Genomic DNA, 21446 nt, shown 5'->3' on the forward strand with positions numbered 1-21446 from the left:
GATCACCGCCGCACGACGAACGGGCCGATCGCGAGCAGGTCCACCGGCGCGGAGCCGAAACATTCGAGCGCGTCCCGCGGCGAATCGACCATGGGCCGACCGGCGGTATTGAGGCTCGTGTTCACGACCACCGGCAACCCGGTCGCCGCGTCGAACCGGGTGATCATCTCGGCCAGCAGCGGATGGTCGGCGCCGTCGACGGTCTGGATGCGCGCGGTGCCGTCCACATGGGTCACCGCCGGCAGCCGCTTGCGCCACGGTTCGGCCACATCGTGGACGAAAAGCATGTACGGACTGGGCAGCGGCCCGCGTGTGAAGATCTCCGCCGCCCGCTCCGCGAGCACCATCGGCGCCACCGGACGGAACTGCTCCCGGCCCTTGACGGCGTTGAGCCGCTCCAGATTTGCGGCGTACCCGGGATGCGCCAGCAGGGAACGATATCCGAGAGCGCGGGGCCCGTATTCCGCCCGGCCCTGGAACCAGGCGACGATCTCGTTGCCGGCCAACGCCTGTGCGACGGTGCCGGCCAGATCGGCCGGTCGCTCGTAGCGGATGTGGGCCTCGCGCAACGTCTGTTCGATGTCGGCGTCGGAGAATCCGCGGCCCAGAGCGGCGGTCGTCATCGGTTCGGGAGGCGGTCCGGCTTCGGCAGCGATCGCCAGGGCCGCGCCGAGCGCGGTGCCCGAATCACCCGCCGCCGGTTGCACCCAGATGTCGTCGAACGGGCCCTGATCGAACAGCACGGTATTCGCCACGCAGTTCAGCGCGATGCCCCCCGCCATCGTGAGTTTGTCCGCTCCGGTGGCCGCATGCAACCACCGGCACAGGTCCAGCATCACCTCCTGCAGGACCTGCTGCACCGAGGCGGCGAGGTCGGCGTGTTCGGGCCGCATCGGCTCGTTCGGGGCGCGCTTCGGGGCGCGCTTCGGGGCGTAGGCGTCCCAGTTGATCGGCCGAGTGCGAAATCCACCGTCGCCGGTGCTGAAAACCTTGTCGCGCAACCAGTCCACGAATCGCGGTTGCCCGTAGGAGGCCAACGCCATCACCTTGTACTCGTCGCTGGAACGCGAAAATCCGAGGTGAGCGGTCAGTTCTTCGTACATCAACCCGAGCGAATGCGGAAGCTGTTGGGTGGCAAGGACATCGAGCTTGCCATTGCGGTATTCGCCCGCGAGCATCGACGTGGACTCGCCGCGGCCGTCCAGCGTCAGCACGGCGGCGTCTCCGAACGGCGCGGCGAGTCCGCACGACGCCGCGTGCGCGACGTGATGCCGTACGAAACGCACCTTGTCGGGGTCGAGGCCAGGAAGCTCGGTCGCCAGCAGGTAGGGCGCTCGCTCGGCGTATCGGGTGCGCAACGGTTCCCAGCTCGGGTCGAGGCCGTCGAGACTGTCGTCCACCTGTGCCGGATCGTAGGAGTAGCCCACGGCGTCGAGATCCGCCGCCGTGAGACCCGCCTGGGCGAGACACCAGGCCGCGGCCTGTGCGGGCTGTTCCCAGGCGGAGAAGGGCACCGGCCGCTTGCCGTGCTTACGTCTGCTGAACCGTTCCTCTTCGGCGGCCGCGACTATGGTGCCGTCCACGACCAGTGCCGCCGCCGAATCGTGAAATATCGCATTGATTCCGAGAACGCGCATCGAACACCTCCCACAGGTGTCGCAAGGCTTGTGCCGGCGAACTACCCGGCGTGTGAGGGCATAAACCGCGTCCGCGCCCGCCGCTGCGCGAACCACGCCAGTGTCCGGCGCAAACCCTCCTCCGGCGAGACGGTGGGTTCCCAGCCGAGCAACGCTCGGGCCGAACCGATATCGGGACACCGCCGTCGCGGATCGTCGACGGGCATGTCGATCGACCGGATCGGCGAGTGACCGCCACCGAGCCGCTGAATCAGCGCCGCGATCTCGTTGACCGTCATCTCCTGCGGATTCCCGATGTTCACCGGACCGCGATGCCCGGACTCCGCCAGCGCGAGCAGCCCGCGCACGGTGTCGTCGACGTAGCAGATCGAGCGCGTCTGCTCACCGTCGCCGGCGATGGTGAGCGGTTCCCCGGCCAGCACCTGCTCGATGAAGGCCGGCACCATCCGGCCGTCGTCGGCCCGCATGCCCGGCCCGTAGGTGTTGAAGATGCGGGCGATCGCCACATCGGTCCCGCGGTCGCGGTGATAGGCGGTCACCAAAGCCTCGGCGTACCGCTTCGCCTCGTCGTACACACTTCGCGGGCCGACGGGATTGACGTTGCCCCAATAGGTTTCGCGCTGCGGATGTTCGGCCGGGTCACCGTAGACCTCGCTGGTCGAGGCCAGCAGCAGCCGCGCTCCGCGGCGATCCGCCAGGTCGAGCGCCACCGCGGTGCCGTCCGCGCCGGCTCGCAGCGTCTGCACTCCGAGCCTGGCGTAGTGGATCGGCGACGCGGGCGAGGCGAGATGTGCGACCAGGCCGACAGGCCCGATATCGGGCAATCCCTGCGTGACGTCGTGGGCGAGGAATCGGAAACCCGGATACTTCTCCAATTTCGCGATGTTGTCCGGATCTCCGGTGGAGAAGTTGTCCACGCCCACGACCGCCGTGCCTCGTTCGAGCAGGGCCGTGCACAGGTGCGCGCCGATGAATCCGGCACACCCGGTCACGGCTGCGCGGCGAAAACGTGGCGCGCTCGTCATCGTCAGCTCTCGAACCGGGCCCAGTACCGGACTTCCCGGCACCGGCCGAGGAAGTCGGCTACCGATGCGCCCGCCGCGAGATCCATGACCCCGGCATCGAGTTCGCCGGTCAGCCCCGCGGCCGCGAACAGCCGGCCCGCGTTGCGGTGGGCGATGAATTTGCCGTGCGCGTAGGCGTCGCTGACGAAGTCGCGCGCGGGCGGCACGGTGGCCAGTTCCGCGGCCCCCGCTTCGGTCGCGAGGATCACCACCGCGTCGTAGAGCACCGACGGTCCGCCGTCGATCTTCTGGTCCGCTTCGATGCGTCCGCCGTCGCCGGTCGTGACACCACCGACTTTCGGCGCGACGACCTCGAGAATCGCCTGCTCCGCCTGTACCGCGTCGCGCACCTCGGCGAATGCCTTCGCGTCGACGCCGTCGGTGACCAGCACACCGATCTTGCGTCCCGCGACGCTGTCGGGACCGTTGCGCACGATACTCAGAGCCGGCGAGGGCGGCAGATCGGTGATCGGCTCGCGCGCACAGCGGGCCGGCTCGGGCAGCTCCGCGAGGCCGAGGCCGTCGGCGACCGCCGTGGCCAGATCCTCGTGGACGTTGCGCAGCGCGGCGACGACCCGAGCGCGGATCTCGACTCGATCGCATTTGCTCAGCTCGAACACGAACGCGTCGACGATGTGCTGCTGCTCGATACTCGTCTGGCTCACGAAGAACTGACGGGCCTGGCTGTAATGGTCGGCGAAACTCTCCGCCCGCAGCCGGCGTTCGGGACCCGAAATCGTCTCGGGATAGGTCGTGAATCCGCGTTCGGGATCCTCGCGCGGGCCCTTGATCTCGTCTGGCCAGGAATTGGGCTCGTAATTGGCCCGGCCCTTCGGATTGACCAGGGCCATATGGCCGTCCTGCTGGAACGTCGCGAACGGGCACTTCGGCGCGTTCACCGGCAGGTGCGTGAAGTTGGGACTGCCGAGCCGCTTGAGCTGGGTGTCGAGATACGAGAAGTTCCGGCCCTGCAGCAGTGGGTCGTTCGTGAAATCGATGCCCGGGACGATGTTCTGCGTGCAGAACGCCACCTGCTCGGTTTCGGCGAAGAAATTGTCGACGACCCGGTTCAACACCAGCTTGCCGACCGGGCGCACCGGCACTTCCTCTTCCGGAATGATCTTCGTCGGATCCAGGACGTCGAAGGCGAAGCGGTCGGCGAAGTCGTCGTCGAACAGCTGCATGCCCAGTTCCCATTCCGGATAGTCGCCGGACTGAATGGCATCCCAGAGATCGCGACGATGGAAATCGGGATCGGCGCCGTTGATCTTCAGGGCCTCGTTCCACACCACCGACTGCAGTCCCTGCTTCGGCTTCCAATGGAATTTCACGAACGTCGAACGGCCCTCGGCATTCACCAGCCGGAAGGTGTGGACACCGAATCCCTCCATGAACCGGAACGAGCGCGGGATGGCCCGGTCGGACATGATCCACAGCAGCATGTGGGTCGATTCGGGAGTGAGCGAGACGAAGTCCCAGAAATTGTCGTGCGCGGTCTGGGCCTGCGGAAAACCGCGGTCGGGCTCCTGCTTGGCGGCATGGACCATATCCGGGAACTTGATGGGATCCTGGATGAAGAAGACCGGGATATTGTTTCCGACCAGATCCCAGTTACCCTCTCGCGTATACAGTTTCACCGCGAATCCGCGGACGTCGCGGGCGAGATCGAACGATCCCTTGTTCCCGGCGACCGTGGAGAACCGGACGAATGCCTCGGTCCGGCGACCGGCCTCCTGAAAGGGATCGGCCCGGGTCAGATCGGACAGCGAATCGTAGTTCTCGAAATAGCCGTGCACGCCGAAACCGCGGGCATGGACCACGCGCTCCGGAATCCGCTCGTGGTCGAAGTGGAAGATCTTCTCGCGAAAGTGGAAGTCCTCCAGCAGCGCGGGCCCGCGTTCCCCCGCCCGCAATGTGTTCTGATCGTCTCCGACCACCACACCCTGCTGGGTGGTCAGCCGCACGTCGTCTCCGGATGCCTCCTGGTGGGTTTCGCCGCCGTTGCCCGGCCGACCTGCCACATTGTCCGTCATCTCCCGACCTCCTGCCGCTGTACGCCGAACCGTTCGGTCACCGAGCCGATACCCGGCCGCCACGGCGGCAAACGTTCGTACGGCTACAGAAAGGGCCGCGAGCCGAACTCCGGCATCGAACGGTTCGACTCGCGAAATCAATCGAAACCCGTTGCGGCCCTGACTGTCCCCGATGATCTTCGTCGGCCGGCCGCCCCCGTCCCGCTACCGGCACGACGCGGTCGGCGCTCAGTGCGCGCCCGCTCCGGCGAGCCGCTGCGCCAGGAGTTCCTTCCCCATATCCGCGCCCTTGCGGCTGTCGGCCTGCGCCCGCCGGAAGAAGTCGGCGAGTTCGGCGTCGCCGGCTCGTTCGGCATCGCGGCTGTAGACCTCCATCCGCAGCGCGTTGCTCATACACTGTTCGGTGAACCAGACCAGGTTGTAGTCTTTGTCCAAGGTGCCCGTGAACTGCCCGGTTTCCTGTTCCTTACCCATCGTGATCCTCCTCGTCGGACGCATTTCCCTCCCCATCACGCGCACTACCCGAGTCGATCGCGACTATTCCTCGGCAGGTGACCGAAGTCCCTACCGACGGCGGACACCGGCCGATAGACAAGGCAGCAACATCGCAGGCGGCAGGGAGGCCGAGGCGCCATGCCCGAGCAGACGAAGAGATCGATCATCGCGACCGCACTGTTGGCCGGCGCGGCCCTCCTGGCAACGCCGGCGGTGGCTCCCGCCGCTCCCACCGCCCGGATGGTGGGGCCCGGCACCTCCCTCGGTCTCTGCACGATCACCGCGGCCGGGCACGACGCGGCAGGCAACGCGGTAGCCCTGACCGCCGGTCACTGCATGTTCAGCCCCGGCCAGAGCGTGGTCGCACCCGGCATCGGCAGAATCGGGCACTACGCCAGCTGGACCACCAAATGGGCTCTGCTGCAATCGGATTCGACCAGCGACTGGGCCGTCATCGCGCTCCGGCCCGGCCTCGGCATCTCGACGGTGGCCCCGAACGGCGCGGTGATCGACCACTTCGGCGCGGCCCCCGCCCCCGGCAGCCGCATCGACAAATATGGCAGCACCACCCGGTCCACCAGCGGCCGGGTCGATTCGGTCGTCGACAATGTGATCCACACCTCCGTTCCGGGACTGAACGGCGACAGTGGCGCCCCCGCATACCAGGGCACCGGCCTGGTGGGCATCGATTCGCAGATCAATCCCACGACACCGGCCGGCCCGTTCTGGTTCTCCGGCATCGAGGGCGTGCTGGCCGAGATCAACTCCCGGCCCGGCATCGCCGGCTACGGCTTCCGACTCGGCTGATCCGAGATGCCGCTCAGGCAGATCACCGTCTGCCGGCCGGTCGCGATGAGGGCTCGCCGATCGTCACGGACACCGAATACCTCTAGCCTGCACACGGTCAGCGTGCGCCCCGATGTGAGGACGACCCCGACCGCCTCCAGGTATCCCGCGAATTCGCCACCCGCACAGCCGGTTGTCGGCCGCGGCCGACCCCCACGGCGTTCCGCATTTCCCCAGCTCCCGGGCCGATTTGGGGAGCGGACCGGACATAAGCTAAAGTTTGTGCTCGGCCAGCCCGCACGGGCCGGCCGGAGCAATCCCCTATAGCTCAATTGGCAGAGCAGCCGACTGTTAATCGGCAGGTTTCTGGTTCGAGTCCAGATGGGGGAGCAGAAACAGCCCCTGGCCTGTGAGAATGTATCACGGACCAGGGGCTGGATTCGTTCCATGGGCCGGTCCGCACGAACGCCGGCCACCGTGTGCTTCGGGATGTTCACGGCGGGGGCGCTCGACGGAAATTGTCGGTGGGGTCTGGCAAGGTGGTGCCGGATCGACAGTCCGGCCCGGTGTCGGGCAGGATGTACGGCGCGGACAGCTACTGGGAGGAGCCCGAAAGAATGCTGCGGTTGATCATCGGCGTCGCAGCCGGTTATGTGCTGGGGGCCAAGGCGGGGCGGGCTCGCTACGAGCAGATCAGCAAGACCACCCGTGCTGTCGCCGCCAGCCCGGTCACCCGCAAGCTGGTTCAGGCCAGCCGCCAGAAGCTGTCGGATCGACTCAATACCCAGCCGCGGCTCGAACCCATGGAGCCGATCGACGAGCGCACCACTGTCCTCGTCCCCCAGGATCAGCTCCGGCGCTGAGCCGCGAGCCCGGTGGCTCGCGGCCGCGCGCCCACCGCGGCGGCGATGTGCCGGGCGAGCAGGTGCGGCGCCTGGGCGTGAGCCAGATGTCCCTGCCCCGGCAGCAGGTCGATGCGGGCCTGCGGCAGTGCCTCGGCGATGCGGTCGAAGGCGGTGCCGTAGGGTTCGGCGTTCGCGTTGAGTTCGCCCAGCAGGAGGGTGACGGGAACGGTCAGGGCGCGATACCGCGGGAGGTCCACCGGGTAGGTGTCGATGGCCGCGAGTTCCGTCGGCAGTGGCGCGGCCAGCGGCCGCAGCACCGCCCATGCCGGCGATTCCCGCAGCGCGGCAACATATTCCGCGGAGAAGCCCGAGACGCCGGTGTTGACCAACCGGACGGCGGCATCCAGATCGCCGCGGTCGACGGCGGCGCGCACCGGGAGGATCGCGGCGGGGGCGAAGGGCGCCGATACCGGTTCGTAGGCGATCAGCGAGCGCAGATCCGACCGCTCACACGCCGCCTCCAGGGCGATCAGCCCGCCGTAGCTCCACCCGAACAGCTCCACCGCACCGCCGAGAGTGTCGAGGATGTGGTGCAGGTCGTCGATTTCGGTTCGTACGGAGTAGTCCGGCCCCAGCGGACCGCTCGGCACCCGCCCACGGCGATTGATCGTCACCACCGGATTGGGCAGTCCGAGCCGCTCCACCACGGGCCGCCAGGTTGCGGCGTCGGACATGACCCCCGGAACGATCACCAGCGGCGGGCCGTCACCGTCGACGATCTCAGCGGTCAGTTGCGTTCCGGAACGATGGAAAGACGTCGATCTCATTCCGTGTGGAACGATCAGGCCACGTTGAAATCATCCGAGTTGCCCATGGCCTGGGTGAGCAGGCTCTTGCGGTACTGCTCGAGGGCGACCAGATCGCCGAACAGGGCCATGTAGTCGTCCGGCTGTTCGGTCGACGAGACCCGCTGCAATTTCGACTTGAGCGCGGCGACCTGACGCCCGACCCATGCCTCCTGCACTCGCGCCAGCACGCCGGAGATGAATCGGGGGATGTCGTCCATCGACTTCACCGGGAGCGGCTCGGCGGCCAGTTCGGAGACCAGTGCGCGCAGCATCAGATCGTCGGTGTGGTCGGCGACGCGCGAAACCCATTCCGCGCCACCGAGTCCCGCCGCGGTGCCACCGGCGGCGGCCAGGGCGGCGCGCACGGCGGTGTAGGCGGGGTGGGTGAACGCTTCGGGCTCGAGGCTGTCGAAGATCGGGCCCGCGGTCGCCGGATACTGCAGGGCGGCGGCGAGCACCTGCCGCTGCGGCAGCAGGACCGGGTCACCCGGATTCGGCCGGGCGGCGGCCGACTCCGCGACCGCTGTCTCGGTGGCCGCTTCCCGGCCGGGCACACCCTTCACCGGCTTGCCGCGGCGGGCGTGATCGCCGACCCGGCGCACCACCAGCTGGATGTCGTCCCAGCCGACCCATCCGGCGAGCTTCGTGGCATACGCCTTGCGCAGCGCGTTGTCCTTGATCTGCGCCACCACGGGAACCGCACGGCGCAGCGCCTCCACCTGCCCCTCGGGGGTGTCGAGGTTGTGGTCGGCGAGCAGACCGCGAATCACGAACTCGTACAAGGGTACTCGCCGGGCCACCAGATCGCGGACCGCTCCGTCGCCGGAACGCTGACGCAATTCACACGGATCCTGCCCGTCGGGCGCGACCGCGATATACGTCTGCCCGGCCAGTTTCTGGTCACCGGAGAAGGCCTTCAGCGCCGCGGCCTGACCGGCGGCATCACCGTCGAAGGTGTAGATGATCTCGCCGCGCCAGAAATTGTCGTCCATCAGCAACCGGCGCAACATCGACAGGTGTTCGTCACCGAAGGCGGTGCCACACGAGGCGACCGCGGTCGTCACACCCGCCAGGTGCATGGCCATCACATCGGTGTAGCCCTCGACCACCACCGCCTGATGGCTCTTGGCGATCTCCCGCTTGGCGTGGTCGAGACCGAACAGCACCTGGGACTTCTTGTACAGCACCGTTTCCGGCGTATTGATGTACTTGGCGGTCATCTGGTCGTCGTCGAACAGGCGCCGCGCGCCGAAACCGATGACGTCGCCGCTCAGATTCCGGATCGGCCACAGCAGCCGCCGGTGGAACCGGTCGATGGGACCGTGCCGGCCGGGCTTGGACAGCCCCGCCGCCTCCAGCTCCTTGATGTCGAAACCCTTGCGCAGCAGGTATTTCGTCAGCGTGTCCCACCCTGCCGGGGCGTAGCCGCAGCCGAACTGCCGCGCCGCGTTGGCATCGAAATTGCGGTCGGTGAGGTAGGCGCGCGCCACCTCCGCACCCGGTTCCCGCAGTTGCGCCTGATAGAACTCGTGCGCGGCCGCGTTGGCGGCGACCAGCCGGGAGCGGGTGCCGCGGTCGCGCTGCACCGAGGTCCCGCCGCCCTCGTAGTTGATGGTGTAGCCGATCCGGTCGGCCAGCTGCTCGACCGCCTCGACGAATCCGACGTGGTCGATCTTCTGCAGGAAGGCGAACACATCGCCGCTCTCCCCGCAGCCGAAGCAGTGGAAGTGGCTGTGGTTCGGCCGCACATGGAACGACGGCGACTTCTCGTCGTGGAACGGGCACAGCCCCTTCAGCGAATCGGGACCGGCACGCTTGAGCGACACATATTCACCGACGACATCCTCGATGCGTACGCGTTCACGTATTGCCGCGATATCGCGATCCGGAAGTCGACCTGCCACGGCCCGAGTCTAGCCGCGTGCCGGTCGGCCCACGCCGACGACCGGGGTCATCGGGCCGCGATCCGCTCCAATCTGCTCTCGGTGTAGGAGGCGATCTGGTCGACGATCACGCGTACCCGGGCGGTGTCGTCGGTGGCCGCCTCCCACCACGGGAGCAGGATCGGGTCGAGGCCCTGGGGGGCGTCGGCCAGCAGGCGGTCTGCCACGTATCGGATGCGCTCGCGCTGTTCGGCCTGGCGTTCGTGATGCCGGGGGTCGGACATCACGTATCGCAACGCGACCGTTTTCAACAGCGCGACCTCGGCGGCCACCACGGCCGGTACCTCGAGGTCGGCGGCGTAGCGGCACAGCGACTGCCCGCTCCACGCCGCGCGGGTCGCCTCCACGGCCGCGGTCGCGAACCGGCCGACCAGATCGCTGGTCAGCCGTTTGAGGGCGACCGAAGCGCGCAGGGTGCCGTCGTAGCCGGCGGCCTCGGCGATCACCTGCAATTGCGACAGCCGTTGACCGGCCGCGATCAGATCGTCGGCGGACAGGTCGCCGTGCCGGCGCTGGCCCAGTTCGGCGAGGGCGGCCTGTTCATCCGGATCGGCGAGCGCTCGCAGATCGATCCGGCCCGCGATCACCCCGTCCTCCACGTCGTGCACCGAGTACGCCACGTCGTCGGACCAGTCCATGACCTGCGATTCCAGCGACTGCCGACGTTCGGGCGCCCCCTTGCGGACCCAGTCCAGCCGGTCCAGGTCGGCGTCGTAGGCGCCGAACTTCGCACCGGAACCCGTTCTGCCCCAAGGGTATTTGACGGTGGCGTCGAGAGCGGCGCGGGTCAGGTTGAGGCCGTAACTCTCCCCCGCCGTATCGAAGACCTTCGGCTCCAACCGGGTCAGAATCCGCAGGTTCTGGGCGTTGCCCTCGAACCCGCCGTAGGCGTCGGCGAATTCGTCGAGGGCGCGTTCGCCGTTGTGACCGTAGGGCGGATGGCCGATGTCGTGGGCCAGCCCGGCCAGATCGACCAGGTCCGCATCGCAACCCAGCCCCTCGGCGATGCTGCGCCCGATCTGGGCGACCTCCAGCGAATGGGTGAGCCGGGTGCGCGGCGTGTCACCGTCGCGCGGCCCCATCACCTGGGTTTTGTCGGCAAGTCGCCGCAGTGCCGCCGAATGCAGCACCCGGGCCCGGTCCCGCGCGAAGTCACTGCGGCGGGCGGGCGACGGCGACCATCGCAACCCCGCCGTGGGCGAGGTCTCCGACACCATGCGCTCGTGATCGCTGTCGACATACGGGCATTCGGGCATCGCGTCGAAACTCATGAGGGATACCGCCTGGTACGTTTCTCACTGCTCCGCGGTGTATTTGAAATCCGCGGAGAAGTGGGTGAGCTGATACCACAGCAGGGCGCCGGTTTCGCGGGCGATGCCGTGGAATTGGGACTCCCGGGTGTAGACCGCCGGGCCGGTGCGGGTGGGCGCGGTCCACGCGTCCAGACCGGCGTCGCGGGCCATGGTGCGGGTGCGCAGCGAATGCCACGGATCGCTGACCAGCACCGCCGACGACAGATCGCGGGCCCGCATCGCGGAGGCGACCGCCTCGATACTCTGCAGCGTGTCGGATCCGGTCTCCACGGCCAGCACGCGGTCGGCGGGGACGCCTCGATTCTTCAGATAGTTCTTACCGGAGGCGGCCTCGGTGTAGTTGTCGCCCACCTGTTTGCCGCCGACCGTGATCACCAGCGGCGCAACACCTTTGGTGTACAGGTGGTAGGCCTGGCCGAGCCGGGCCTCGAACACCGAGGACGGCGTGCCGTCGTATTGCGCGGCGCCCAGCACCACGATCGCGTCGGCACGGCTGTAGTCGTCGATCCGCGCCACCTGCCAGACCCGGAAGGCGGTACCACCGACGAGGACGACCCCGATGAGGACGGTGCCGACGATCACCCGGCGCACCCACCGCACGACCGCCGATCCGCGCGGACGGCGCGGCGCGACGGGCGGGCGGGTCGGTGCGGGATGGGTCAGGGCCGAGGGCATTCCCCGAGTGTGCCAGTGCTCGGTCACGCCACGATTGCGGAGCGCCGGATCGTCACGGTCGCCGGGCACCGGAACCGCTCACCAACCGCGTTGCCGCCACTGCGCGAGCTGCGGCCGCTCGGCACCCAGCGTGGTGTCGTCGCCGTGGCCCGGGTAGACGACCGTATCGTCGCCGAAGCGGTCGAACACCTTGCCGGTGACGTCGCTGTAGAGGGAATCGAAATCCTCCGGGGAGGTGGTGCGGCCGACACCACCCGGAAACAGGCAGTCGCCGGTGAACAGATGGGTGCGGCCGGAACCGTCGGTGAGCGCCAGCGCGACGGAGCCCGGGGTGTGTCCGCGCAGGTGGATGACGTCGAACCGCAGGTCGCCGATCGAGACGGTGTCACCGTCGGCGAGCAGCCGATCCGGCCGCACCGGAAGCGGTTCGGCGTCCAGGGCGTGCGCGGCGGTCGGTACGCCGGTGTCTGCGACCACGGCACTCAGGGCCTGCCAATGGTCGAAATGCTGATGGGTGGTGACGATCAGCCGCAGCCGCCCCGGCACCTCCTGGTCCAGCAGGGCCTGGATGCGTTCGGATTCGTTGGCGGCGTCGATCAGCACCGCGTCGCCGGTGGCGGCGTCCTGCACCAGATAGACGTTGTTGTCCATACCGCCGACCGACATCTTGACGATCCGGGCGCCCGGCACGTCGCGCTGCTGCGGATTCGTGCCCGGCGTGACGTGGCCCGTATAGGGGATATCCAGCGTGATCACCCTGCCGATCGTAATCATCGGTTCCGACACGGGTCGGCCGGATCAACGCCCCTCGCGCCGTGTCGGCGGATACATTCGTGCTATGCCGCCGCACGCGCGTCCTCGCCGATCACAGCCGCCGACGCTGCTCGCGATGCTGCTGTCGATCGTCTTCGGGTTCGTGCTCGGCTGCTGCGGCCCGGCCGTCGCCGACGAACCGATGCGGCTCAACGAATACGTCACCGATTCCGCCCAGGTTCTCGACGGTCCGCAGCGCGACACCGTGCGCGCGTCGGTGGACGCGCTCTACACCGCGCATCGGGAGCGGCTGTGGGTGGTCTACGTCCGCGATTTCGGCGGCGTGGACCCGCAGACCTGGGGTCAGCGCACCGCGACCGCGTCCGGATTCGGCGACCGCGATGTGCTGCTGTCGATCGCGACCAGCGACCGCTCCTATTCCTTCACCGGCGCGCTCCCGCCGTCGGTGAGCGACGCGGAACTGAATTCGCTGCTCACCGATCAGGTCGAGCCGCGACTGCACAACGGTCAGTGGGCCGAGGCCGCGGTGGCCGCGGCCGACGGATTGTCCACGGCCATGGGCGATTCCGGTGGTGTCGGGATCTGGCCGCTGATCGTGATCACCCTGATCGTGCTGGGAGTGATCGGTGTGGTGCTGGGTTATTCGCAGTTGCGCCGGCGGGCCCGGGGCCGCGCCGAGGCCGAGGCCGCCCGCGCGGTCGACCCGACCGACACCACCGCGCTGGCTGGGCTCCGCCCGGATCTGCTCGAGTCCCGCTCGGCGCAGGTGCTGGTCGACACCGACAACGCGATCCGGGCCAGTGCCGAGGAACTGCGGCTGGCCACCGACGAATTCGGCGCCACCGCGACCGCACCGTTCGCCGCCGCGCTGGAGTCGGCGAAACGGGCGATGGCACATGCCTTTTCGATCCGCCAGCGGCTCGATGACGATATCCCCGAAACCGCTGATCAGCGCCGCGATCTGCTGGTCGAGCTGATCGCCACCTGCGGGCGGGCCGACGCCGAACTCGACGACAAGGTGGCCGAATTCGACGCGATGCGCAATCTGCTGATCGATGCGCCGCAACGGCTGGACACGCTGACTCGCGATGTGGTCGATCTCACCGTGCGGCTGCCGCGCTCGGAGGAGACCCTGCGGCAGTTGCTGTCCGCACAACCGGAATCGGTCACCGCGCCGGTGCGCGACAACGTGGCGATGGCACGGGAGCGAATCGGATTCGCCGAGAACACGATCGAGCAGGGCCGCCGGGCCGCGGCCGAGCCGGTCGGTCGTCAGGGCGGGGTGGTCGCGGCGATTCGCGGTGCGGAGGCCGCGGTGACCGCCGCCCGCGCCCTGCTCGACGCCGTGGACACCGCCGAAACCGATATCACCCAGGCGCGGGCCGGCCTGCCCGCGGCAATCGATGAACTGGGCCGCGACCTCGAGACCGCGGAGGGTTTGACCGAGCACGGCGGCCCGGAACTGGCGGCGGCGATGTCGGGCGCCCGCACCGCGTGGGAGGCGGCCCGGACCACCGGAGACCACGATCCGCTCGGCACGTTCCACCGCGCGGTCGCGGCCGATACCGCACTGGATCGCGCGGTAGCGGCGGCCGGTGAGCGCAAACTCGCCGCCGAGCAGTTGCGGCGCCGCCTGGACCAGGCCGTGATCGCCGCGCAGAGCCAGGTCCGCGCGGCCGCCGATTTCATCGACACCCGCCGCGGCGGTATCGACGCCGCGCCCCGCACTCGCCTGGCCGAAGCGCAGCGCAATCTCGATCGGGCGCAGGAGCTTTCGGCCATCGACCCGCAGGCCGCACTGAGCAGTGCGGAGCAGGCCGCCGATCTGGCCACCCGCGCACTGCACGCCGCCGAGGCCGATGTGCGGGAGTGGCAGGCCCGTCGCCCGGCTTCCGGGACGTCACAGGCCGGTGCGGTTCTGGGCGGAATCCTGATCGACAGCCTGCTGCGCGGCGCGGGGAGCGGTTATCGCGGCCGTTCGATGGGCGGATCCGGATGGGGTCCGGCCTCTTTCGGCGGCTCCGACAGTTCCCGCCGGATCAGCCGCGGCGGGCGATTCTGATCTGCTCGTCTCACCGCGCCGGTGGTACGGCTTCGCCGGTGCGCGTCGCGAGCCACTGCTGGAGTTCGATCAGGTTGCCCTCGGGGTCGCGCAGATAGGCGCAGCGCAGGCGTCCGTCGTATTCGACGGGCTCACCCGAGATTTCGGCGCCGCGGGCGGTGATCGCGGCGAGATAGTCGTCCAGGTCGTCGACCCGCAGCGACACCATCGCGGCGTCGGCGGGCGGGACCGGCGCCACGTCGCCGTCCGACGACGAGCGAGGGTCGATCCCGGACCGCAAGGTATCCCCCAGCGCCGCCGCCAGATTCGCGCGCTCGTGCAGCGCGAGCGTGCTGCCCAGTGCGGGTTTGAACGCCGCGTAGGGCGGGCGCGGGTCGTCTGTTTGCGGTGTGAGTCCGAGAACGTCGCGATAGAACGCCACGCAGCGGTCGAATTCGGACACGATCAAGCGGATCTGCGTCAGATGCACATCGGCGAATCTACGCTCGCGGCGATGCGGGTCGCTCACAACCAGCCGAGACGTTCGGCCGCGCGGACGGCTTCGGCACGAGTGCGGGTGCCGGTCTTGCCGATCGCGGCCGAGAGATGGTTGCGGACGGTTCCCTCGGACAGATGCAGCCGCTTCGCGATGACCCCCGCCGTCGACCCGTCGGCCGCGGCGGCGAGCACCTCGCGCTCGCGTGCGGTGAGCGGAGAGGTTCCGGCGGTGAGGGTCTCGGTGGCCAGCGCCGGATCCACCACGCGCAGGCCCATGTGTACGCGCCGCACCGCATCCGCCAATTCCCGTGCCGGCGTGTCCTTCACGACGAATCCGCCGGCTCCGGCGTCGATGGCGCGGCGCAAGTAGCCGGGGCGGCCGAAGGTGGTCACCATCAGAATCCGGGTTCGCGGGAATTCCACATGGAGTTGCGCCGCCACCGAAATCCCGTCCATTCCGGGCATTTCCACATCGAGCAGCACCACATCCGGGGTGGTGCGCCGCACCGCGTCGAGAACCTCGTCACCCCGCCCCACCTCGGCCACCACCTCGAGGTCGGCCTCCAGCCCGAGCAGCGCCGCCAGCGCGCCGCGCACCAGCGCCTGATCGTCGGCGAGCAGCAACCGGATCACCGCCGTCGCCCCCGCCGTGATTCACCGACCGACATCATCCATCGCACACCTGCGACCCTAATCCGGACGACGGGCTCGCCGCCGCCCGACCGGTCGAACCTCGGCGCGGCACCCGGCCGTCCGCTGCCTGTGCCTCGCTCGATACCGGGCCACAGTGGTGACTGTGCCCGGCATTGTGCCCGGGTGAGGAAGATACCGGTGAATGCTTCACTCAGCGTTGCTCGTCCGCCGTGGTGAAGTCCACGGCGATCAAGGTTCCCCCGCTGGGGGGTGTGTCGACCGTGAACACACCGCCCTCGGCGCGCACCCGGTCGCGTAAGCCGGTCAGTCCGGAGCCGAAGACGCTGCCGGACAGCCCTTTTCCGTCGTCGAAGATGTCGATCCGCGATTCGCTCACCCGCACCCGGCAGTGGCGGGCGCCGCTGTGGCGCACCACGTTCGTCACCGCCTCGCGCAGGACCCACCCGAAGATCACCGCATATCGCTCGGGGAGTTCGGCCGGGTCCGGAAGCTCCGCCTCGATACCGGCCGCGCGCAGCGCCGTGCGCGCGTTGACGAGTTCACTCGCGAGCGACACCTCGCGCAGGCCGCCGACCGTATCGCGCACCCCGGCCAGCGCCTCGCGGGCAAGTCGCTCCACATCGGCCATCTCCTGGCGGGCGCGGGTGGGATCGGTGTCGAGTAGCCGTTGTGCCAATTCGGTTTTGACGGTGATGACGGTGAGCGAGTGGCCCAGAATGTCGTGCACGTCGCGGGCCACCCGGTTGCGTTCCTCCACGATCGCGAGCTCGCCCTGCTGGCGGCGAGTCAGTTCCCGCAACTGGCCGCGCCGCCGGCCGATTTCGCGACCGGTCCACATCACCACCGGAATGAAGGCGAAATACAGCGGGGCGCTGCCGTAACGCAGCGACAGGCCGATCAGCAGCACGGCCGTACCCGCCACCACCACACCGGATTTCGCGGTCGGAAGTACGAAGGCGGCCGCGGCGGCGACGTAGATCGCGGTGCCCAGACCGGTGGTACCCAGCAGTACGGTCATCGCGGCGGCGAGCGCCGCCAGCGCACCCACCACGAGCCATCGCGGCCACTCGTACGAGACGGGCAGCACCGCCTGTGCGTGTCCCTGGTCCCAGTCCGGTTGCCGGAACGGACCGAAGCACGAGGCCGTCAGTACCCAGAAGACCGCGAGGCATACCGCCGCCGCGACGGCTCGCATCCGGTGCCCGTCCTGCCACTGGGAGGCGATCGGCGCGATCAGATAGAGCAGCCAGATCAAAGCCAGCACCGCGCCGAAGAACAGTCGTCGATGCTGGATGGCGGTCTGCGGGGCGGGATCGCGGTCCATGGTGCGGGCGATCCGATCCAGCGCTCCGGATATCGGCCGATCGACCGGAGGTATCCGCATCGTCACCCTCCGTCTGCTGCCCTGGCCGCCGCCGGATTCCGACGCTACCGCACCGTCCACCTCGGCGGACGGTGCGGTGCGGCGGTCAGCGAGCGGTGTCACGCCGGAACAGAAGCGCGGCTCCGAGGGCGAATACCGAGGCCCAGACCACGATGTTCAGCACCGCCCATGCGGCGGAACCGGCAGTGGTGTCGCCGAGCGGCAACCGGGCCAGGGTCGCGACGCCGTTGGTCGGGAAGACCTTCGACACCGTCTCGAACCAGCCGTGCAGCGGCATGAACAAGCCACCGGCGAACGACAGCAGTGCCAGCACCGGGCCGAGGATCTGCATCACGTTCTCCGAGGGCAGCACATATCCCATGAACAGTCCGAATGCCGCGAAGACCACCGAGGTCAGCCACGCGATCAGGAAGCAGCCCACCCACGCGGCGGTGGTCAGATGCGCGCCGGTCACCGCACCGGCGACGAAAACGACTGCGACCGAACACAATCCGAGCACCATCGCGACGGCCACTTTGGTGGCGACGTAGGCGGCCGGGCTCAGCGGCGTGAGCCGGAGCTGGCGTACCCAACCGGCGGCGCGTTCCACCGCCACCATGGCGCCGCCGCTGGTGGTGGCCAGCATCGCCCCGTAGACGGCCATCGACACCATCACGTAGGCGGTGACGTTCGCCGATCCGTAGGTCTCGGTGCGCGAGGAGTTCTGGGCGCCGAAGATCACGAAGAACACCACCGGCATCACCAGCGCGAAGATGACGGTGCGCCGGTTGCGCAGCATGCGGCGCAGTTCGAGCAGCAGGAATCCCCAGCTGAATCCGTCGGCGCTCGGACGGATGGCGCGGGGCACGGTCGATGTGGTCATCTCAGTTGTCTCCGGTCAGTGCGAGGAAGGCGTCTTCGAGATTGCGGCCGGTGATTTCGATGTCGACGGCCGGTGTCCTGGTCAGCAGATAGCGGGCGACCGCGTCGGAATCGTTGCCGTGCACCAGCACTCGATCACCGCGCTGCTCGACGCGGTCCACGCCGGCGAGGGCGAGCAGGCTCGCCGGATCGGCGTCGGGCAGCGTCGCCGAGACCGTGCGGCCGGAGGCCAGATTCTTCACCGACGCGGCACTGCCGTCGGCCACGACCCGCCCGCCCCGCACCAGCACGATGCGGTCGGCGTAGGCGTCGGCCTCGTCGAGGTAGTGGGTGGCGAAGACGACGGTGCGTCCGAGCCCGGCGTCGGCGCGGATGGCGTTCCAGAAATCGCGGCGGCCCTCCACGTCCATGCCGGTGGTCGGCTCGTCGAGGATCAGCAGGTCCGGATCGGGCAGCAGCGCGAGGGCGAAGCGCAGGCGCTGCTGCTGACCACCGGAGCACTTGCCCACCATGCGGTCGGCGATGCCGTCGATTCCGGCGCGGACGAGCACCTCCCGCGCGGGGCGCGGATGGCCGTGCAGGGACGCGACGACCCGCACCGTTTCGCCGACGGTGAGATCCGGGAGCAGGCCGCCCGATTGCAGGACCGCCGAGACCCGGCCCGCCGCAACCGCTTCCGCCGGCCTCCCGCCGAGAATGCGGGCGGTGCCGGCGTCGGGGCGCAGCAGGCCGAGCATCATGTCGATGCTGGTGGACTTCCCGGCACCGTTGGGTCCGAGAAAGGCCACCACCTCACCCGCGGTGACGGTCAGATCGAGTCCGTCGACCGCGCGGACGGGCCCGGCGGAGCTGCGGAAGGTCTTGGTCAGTCCGCGAAGCTCGATCACCGGTGCGGCGGCGACCCGTTCCGCCGAACCGGATGTCATTGCTGATGTCATGGTTCCACTGTCGCGGGAAGCCGAGCATCGTACCTGGCCCGAGCGTCACGACTGTGCCATGACGAATGTCATGGCAGCAGGACGATCTTGCCCCGGGTGTGGCCGCGCTCGAGTTCGGTGAATGCCGCGCGCACCTCGCCGAGCGGATAGGTGGCGGCGATCGGAATCCGGACGGCCCCCGCGGCGGCCAATTCGGCCAGCTGGGCGAGCACGTCGATGGTGTCGGCGGCCGCGTTGCCCTCCGCCTTGACGCCGTACTTCTCCACCGCCGCGAAATCGATGATCGTATCGATGCGTTCGCGCTTCACGCCGAGATCGAGGGCGAGTTCGACGTAGCCGTTGCCGTGCGTATCGATGAAGGCGTCGATACCGCCGGGCGCCGCCTCCCGCAGGCGCTCGGCGAGACCGTCGCCGTACTCCACCGCGACCGCCCCCAGCTCGCGCAGATAGTCCTGATTGTCCGGGCCCGCGATGCCGATCACCGTCACCTCACGAGCCCGAAGCAGTTGCACCACAATGGATCCGACGCCACCGGCCGCGCCGGACACCGCGATGGTGTCACCGGCCTCCGGGCTCACCGCCCGCACGGCGGCGAAGGCGGTGGTGCCCGCGACGTACAGCGATCCGGCGACCTCCCAGGACAGGCCCACCGGCTTGGGGGTGACCTGCTGGGCCGGCACCACCACGCGGGTGGCGTGGCTGGAGCGCTTATCGCTGAACCCGAGCACCTCGTCGCCGACGGCGATCCCGCTCACCCCTTCGCCCAGTGCGACGATACGCCCGGCGAAATCGGTGCCTTCACCCTCGGGGAAGGTGGCGGGCCACCGCTCGTGCAGCGAGCCGTTGCGGATCTTGGCCTCACCCGGGTTGATCCCCGCCGCGACGACCTCGACCGCGACCTGTCCGGGCCCGGGCTGCGGATCCGGTACTTCGCGAACCTCCAGTACATCGATATCGCCGTAACGATCGAACGTGACCGCCTGCGCCATGATCAGGACCTTTCGTCGCACCTGTGGACCGGCCCCGGCGGGCCGGAGCCCGCCGGATCCCGGATTCTCAGTGCCCGGAACGACTCGGACCACCGCGATATTTCCGCCGATGCCACATTTCCGCGCGATTCGCCCCGAAGACGCCCGGGTATTCGGTTATGTCCGATTCCGAATGCGGAATACCCGTCCGCGCCGCGGTGAACTCAGGCGCCGAGCAGGCGCTGCGCCAGGTAGCCCTCCACCTGGTCGAGCGCGATCCGCTCCTGCGTCATCGAGTCCCGCTCGCGCACGGTGACGGCCTGGTCCTCGAGGGTGTCGAAGTCGACGGTGATGCAGAACGGGGTGCCGATCTCGTCCTGGCGGCGGTAGCGGCGGCCGATCGCGCCGGCGTCGTCGAAGTCGACGTTCCAGTTCCTCCGCAGTTGCGCGGCAAGGTCTTTCGCCTTCGGCGACAGGTCGGCGTTGCGCGACAACGGAAGGACGGCGGCCTTCACCGGCGCGAGGCGGCGGTCCAGGCGCAGTACGGTCCGCTTCTCCATGACGCCCTTGGCGTTCGGCGCCTCGTCCTCGGTGTAGGCGTCGATCAGGAAGGCCATCAGCGAGCGGGTCAGGCCGGCCGCGGGCTCGATCACGTACGGCGTGTAGCGCTCGTTGGTGTTCTGGTCGAAGAAGCTCAGATCGGTGCCGGAATGCTTGGAGTGGGTCGACAGGTCGAAATCGGTGCGGTTGGCGACACCTTCGAGCTCACCCCATTCGCTGCCCTGGAAGTGGAAGCGGTACTCGATATCGACCGTGCGGGTCGAATAGTGCGAGAGCTTCTCCTTCGGGTGCTCGTAGAGCCGCAGATTCTCCGGGTCGATGCCGAGGTCGGTGTACCAGGCCAGGCGGGTGTCGATCCAGTACTGGTGCCACTGCTCGTCCTCACCCGGCTTGACGAAGAACTCCATCTCCATCTGCTCGAATTCACGGGTGCGGAAAATGAAGTTGCCGGGGGTGATCTCGTTGCGGAAGCTCTTGCCGATCTGCGCGATACCGAACGGCGGCTTCTTGCGCGCGGTGGTCATGACGTTCGCGAAGTTCACGAAGATGCCCTGCGCGGTCTCCGGGCGCAGATAGTGCAGGCCCTCCTCGGACTCGATCGGCCCGAGGTAGGTCTTGAGCATCATGTTGAAATCGCGCGGTTCGGTCCACTTACCGACGGTGCCGCAGTCCGGGCAGCCGATCAGCTCCATGGACACGCTGTCCGGATCGTCGATCTTGTGCTTCTCGGCGTACGCCTCCTGCAAATGGTCCTGCCGGTGCCGCTTGTGGCAGTTCAGGCATTCGACCAGCGGGTCGTTGAAGACGCTGACGTGCCCCGAGGCCACCCACACCGGCCGCGGCAGGATGATCGCGGAATCCAGGCCGACCACATCGTCGCGGCTGGTGACCATGGCCCGCCACCACTGCTTCTTGATGTTCTCCTTGAGCTCCACACCCAGCGGACCGTAATCCCACGCCGACCGGGTCCCTCCGTAGATCTCGCCGCTGGGGTATACCAGACCCCGGCGCTTGGCGAGATTCGCGACGGTGTCGATCTTCGACTTGGGTGCCACGGTACGAGCTCTCCCTCTGGATGATGGGTGGAACGATTCGCCCCAGCCTAGCGACACCAGATAGAACACCGCG

Annotated in this window: 19 protein-coding genes and 1 tRNA gene; 4 read left to right on the plus strand and 16 right to left on the minus strand. The window is 68.5% G+C overall.

Annotated features, from left to right (window positions below; translation table 11 throughout):
* Positions 1–2: 2 nt before the first annotated feature.
* From IRT45_RS03510 to IRT45_RS03525, 4 genes are all read right to left on the minus strand, one after another.
* Positions 3–1637 (minus strand): carbamoyltransferase C-terminal domain-containing protein, encoded by a 1635-nt coding sequence (locus tag IRT45_RS03510; RefSeq protein ID WP_194804444.1) that lies wholly within the window; start codon positions 1635–1637, stop codon positions 3–5.
* 41 nt (positions 1638–1678) lie between these two features.
* Positions 1679–2662, minus strand: coding sequence for an NAD-dependent epimerase/dehydratase family protein (locus IRT45_RS03515; protein ID WP_194804445.1), 984 nt, complete (start codon positions 2660–2662; stop codon positions 1679–1681).
* Positions 2663–2664: 2 nt separating this feature from the next.
* The gene (locus tag IRT45_RS03520) at positions 2665–4734 is read right to left on the minus strand and encodes a catalase (protein WP_194804446.1); all 2070 of its coding nucleotides are present in this window, start codon (positions 4732–4734) and stop codon (positions 2665–2667) included.
* A gap of 228 nt (positions 4735–4962) precedes the next feature.
* Positions 4963–5208 carry a hypothetical protein gene (locus IRT45_RS03525; RefSeq protein ID WP_036508828.1) on the minus strand — a complete coding sequence of 82 codons (246 nt, stop codon included), beginning with the start codon at positions 5206–5208 and terminating at the stop codon, positions 4963–4965.
* A gap of 159 nt (positions 5209–5367) precedes the next feature.
* Here IRT45_RS03525 and IRT45_RS03530 point away from each other — a divergent pair, with 159 nt between their 5' ends.
* The 3 genes from IRT45_RS03530 to IRT45_RS03540 all read left to right on the plus strand — a co-directional run bounded on the left by IRT45_RS03530 (position 5368) and on the right by IRT45_RS03540 (position 6878).
* On the plus strand, positions 5368–6036 hold the full coding sequence (locus tag IRT45_RS03530; protein ID WP_194804447.1) for a hypothetical protein: 669 nt from the start codon (positions 5368–5370) through the stop codon (positions 6034–6036).
* Between the two features lie 296 nt (positions 6037–6332).
* Positions 6333–6405 (plus strand) — tRNA-Asn (locus IRT45_RS03535).
* Positions 6406–6632: 227 nt separating this feature from the next.
* Entirely contained in the window at positions 6633–6878 is a 246-nt protein-coding gene (locus IRT45_RS03540) for a hypothetical protein (protein ID WP_036499775.1), read from the plus strand.
* Here IRT45_RS03540 and IRT45_RS03545 read toward each other — a convergent pair.
* The 5 genes from IRT45_RS03545 to IRT45_RS03565 form a co-directional block, all read right to left on the minus strand.
* Positions 6863–7687: an alpha/beta fold hydrolase gene (locus tag IRT45_RS03545; RefSeq protein WP_194804448.1), complete on the minus strand. Its 825-nt coding sequence runs from the start codon at positions 7685–7687 to the stop codon at positions 6863–6865. The genes IRT45_RS03540 and IRT45_RS03545 overlap by 16 nt on opposite strands.
* 14 nt (positions 7688–7701) lie before the next feature.
* Positions 7702–9612 (minus strand): DNA primase, encoded by a 1911-nt coding sequence (gene dnaG / locus IRT45_RS03550; RefSeq protein WP_194804449.1) that lies wholly within the window; start codon positions 9610–9612, stop codon positions 7702–7704.
* Positions 9613–9659: 47 nt separating this feature from the next.
* On the minus strand, positions 9660–10922 hold the full coding sequence (locus tag IRT45_RS03555) for a deoxyguanosinetriphosphate triphosphohydrolase (protein ID WP_228533519.1): 1263 nt from the start codon (positions 10920–10922) through the stop codon (positions 9660–9662).
* Positions 10923–10946: 24 nt separating this feature from the next.
* On the minus strand, positions 10947–11639 hold the full coding sequence (locus IRT45_RS03560) for a YdcF family protein (protein ID WP_194804450.1): 693 nt from the start codon (positions 11637–11639) through the stop codon (positions 10947–10949).
* 78 nt (positions 11640–11717) lie between these two features.
* Entirely contained in the window at positions 11718–12413 is a 696-nt protein-coding gene (locus IRT45_RS03565; protein ID WP_194804451.1) for an MBL fold metallo-hydrolase, read from the minus strand.
* Between the two features lie 64 nt (positions 12414–12477).
* Here IRT45_RS03565 and IRT45_RS03570 point away from each other — a divergent pair, with 64 nt between their 5' ends.
* A complete protein-coding gene (locus IRT45_RS03570) occupies positions 12478–14475 on the plus strand; it encodes a TPM domain-containing protein (RefSeq protein WP_228533521.1) in 1998 nt (665 codons plus the stop codon).
* Positions 14476–14485: 10 nt separating this feature from the next.
* Here IRT45_RS03570 and IRT45_RS03575 read toward each other — a convergent pair whose 3' ends face one another.
* The 7 genes from IRT45_RS03575 to IRT45_RS03605 form a co-directional block, all read right to left on the minus strand.
* Positions 14486–14944 (minus strand): VOC family protein, encoded by a 459-nt coding sequence (locus tag IRT45_RS03575; protein ID WP_194804452.1) that lies wholly within the window; start codon positions 14942–14944, stop codon positions 14486–14488.
* Positions 14945–14979: 35 nt separating this feature from the next.
* Positions 14980–15585 (minus strand): response regulator transcription factor, encoded by a 606-nt coding sequence (locus tag IRT45_RS03580; protein ID WP_194804453.1) that lies wholly within the window; start codon positions 15583–15585, stop codon positions 14980–14982.
* 211 nt (positions 15586–15796) lie between these two features.
* Complete coding sequence (locus IRT45_RS03585; RefSeq protein WP_309240783.1) at positions 15797–17092, minus strand: sensor histidine kinase; 1296 nt, start codon at positions 17090–17092, stop codon at positions 15797–15799.
* A complete protein-coding gene (locus IRT45_RS03590) occupies positions 17076–17852 on the minus strand; it encodes an ABC transporter permease (protein WP_194804454.1) in 777 nt (258 codons plus the stop codon). The genes IRT45_RS03585 and IRT45_RS03590 overlap by 17 nt, the downstream gene beginning before the upstream one ends.
* A gap of 1 nt (position 17853) precedes the next feature.
* Positions 17854–18789, minus strand: a complete 936-nt coding sequence (locus IRT45_RS03595; RefSeq protein ID WP_194804455.1) for an ABC transporter ATP-binding protein — start codon at positions 18787–18789, stop codon at positions 17854–17856.
* A gap of 68 nt (positions 18790–18857) precedes the next feature.
* The gene (locus IRT45_RS03600) at positions 18858–19778 is read right to left on the minus strand and encodes an NADP-dependent oxidoreductase (RefSeq protein ID WP_194804456.1); all 921 of its coding nucleotides are present in this window, start codon (positions 19776–19778) and stop codon (positions 18858–18860) included.
* Between the two features lie 203 nt (positions 19779–19981).
* Positions 19982–21373 (minus strand): glycine--tRNA ligase, encoded by a 1392-nt coding sequence (locus IRT45_RS03605; protein WP_194804457.1) that lies wholly within the window; start codon positions 21371–21373, stop codon positions 19982–19984.
* Positions 21374–21446 lie beyond the last annotated feature (73 nt).

The sequence above is a fragment of the Nocardia sp. BSTN01 genome, assembly GCF_015354405.1.
In the GTDB taxonomy this organism is placed as follows: Bacteria; Actinomycetota; Actinomycetes; order Mycobacteriales; family Mycobacteriaceae; genus Nocardia.

Coding starts and splice junctions, on each gene's coding strand:
- IRT45_RS03510 (WP_194804444.1), bottom strand. CDS start 1,637: ATGCGCGTTCTCGGAATCAATGCGATATTTCACGATTCGGCGGCGGCA.
- IRT45_RS03515 (WP_194804445.1), bottom strand. CDS start 2,662: ATGACGAGCGCGCCACGTTTTCGCCGCGCAGCCGTGACCGGGTGTGCC.
- IRT45_RS03520 (WP_194804446.1), bottom strand. CDS start 4,734: ATGACGGACAATGTGGCAGGTCGGCCGGGCAACGGCGGCGAAACCCAC.
- IRT45_RS03525 (WP_036508828.1), bottom strand. CDS start 5,208: ATGGGTAAGGAACAGGAAACCGGGCAGTTCACGGGCACCTTGGACAAA.
- IRT45_RS03530 (WP_194804447.1), top strand. CDS start 5,368: ATGCCCGAGCAGACGAAGAGATCGATCATCGCGACCGCACTGTTGGCC.
- IRT45_RS03540 (WP_036499775.1), top strand. CDS start 6,633: ATGCTGCGGTTGATCATCGGCGTCGCAGCCGGTTATGTGCTGGGGGCC.
- IRT45_RS03545 (WP_194804448.1), bottom strand. CDS start 7,687: ATGAGATCGACGTCTTTCCATCGTTCCGGAACGCAACTGACCGCTGAG.
- IRT45_RS03555 (WP_228533519.1), bottom strand. CDS start 10,922: ATGAGTTTCGACGCGATGCCCGAATGCCCGTATGTCGACAGCGATCAC.
- IRT45_RS03560 (WP_194804450.1), bottom strand. CDS start 11,639: ATGCCCTCGGCCCTGACCCATCCCGCACCGACCCGCCCGCCCGTCGCG.
- IRT45_RS03565 (WP_194804451.1), bottom strand. CDS start 12,413: ATGATTACGATCGGCAGGGTGATCACGCTGGATATCCCCTATACGGGC.
- IRT45_RS03570 (WP_228533521.1), top strand. CDS start 12,478: ATGCCGCCGCACGCGCGTCCTCGCCGATCACAGCCGCCGACGCTGCTC.
- IRT45_RS03590 (WP_194804454.1), bottom strand. CDS start 17,852: ATGACCACATCGACCGTGCCCCGCGCCATCCGTCCGAGCGCCGACGGA.
- IRT45_RS03595 (WP_194804455.1), bottom strand. CDS start 18,789: ATGACATCAGCAATGACATCCGGTTCGGCGGAACGGGTCGCCGCCGCA.
- IRT45_RS03600 (WP_194804456.1), bottom strand. CDS start 19,778: ATGGCGCAGGCGGTCACGTTCGATCGTTACGGCGATATCGATGTACTG.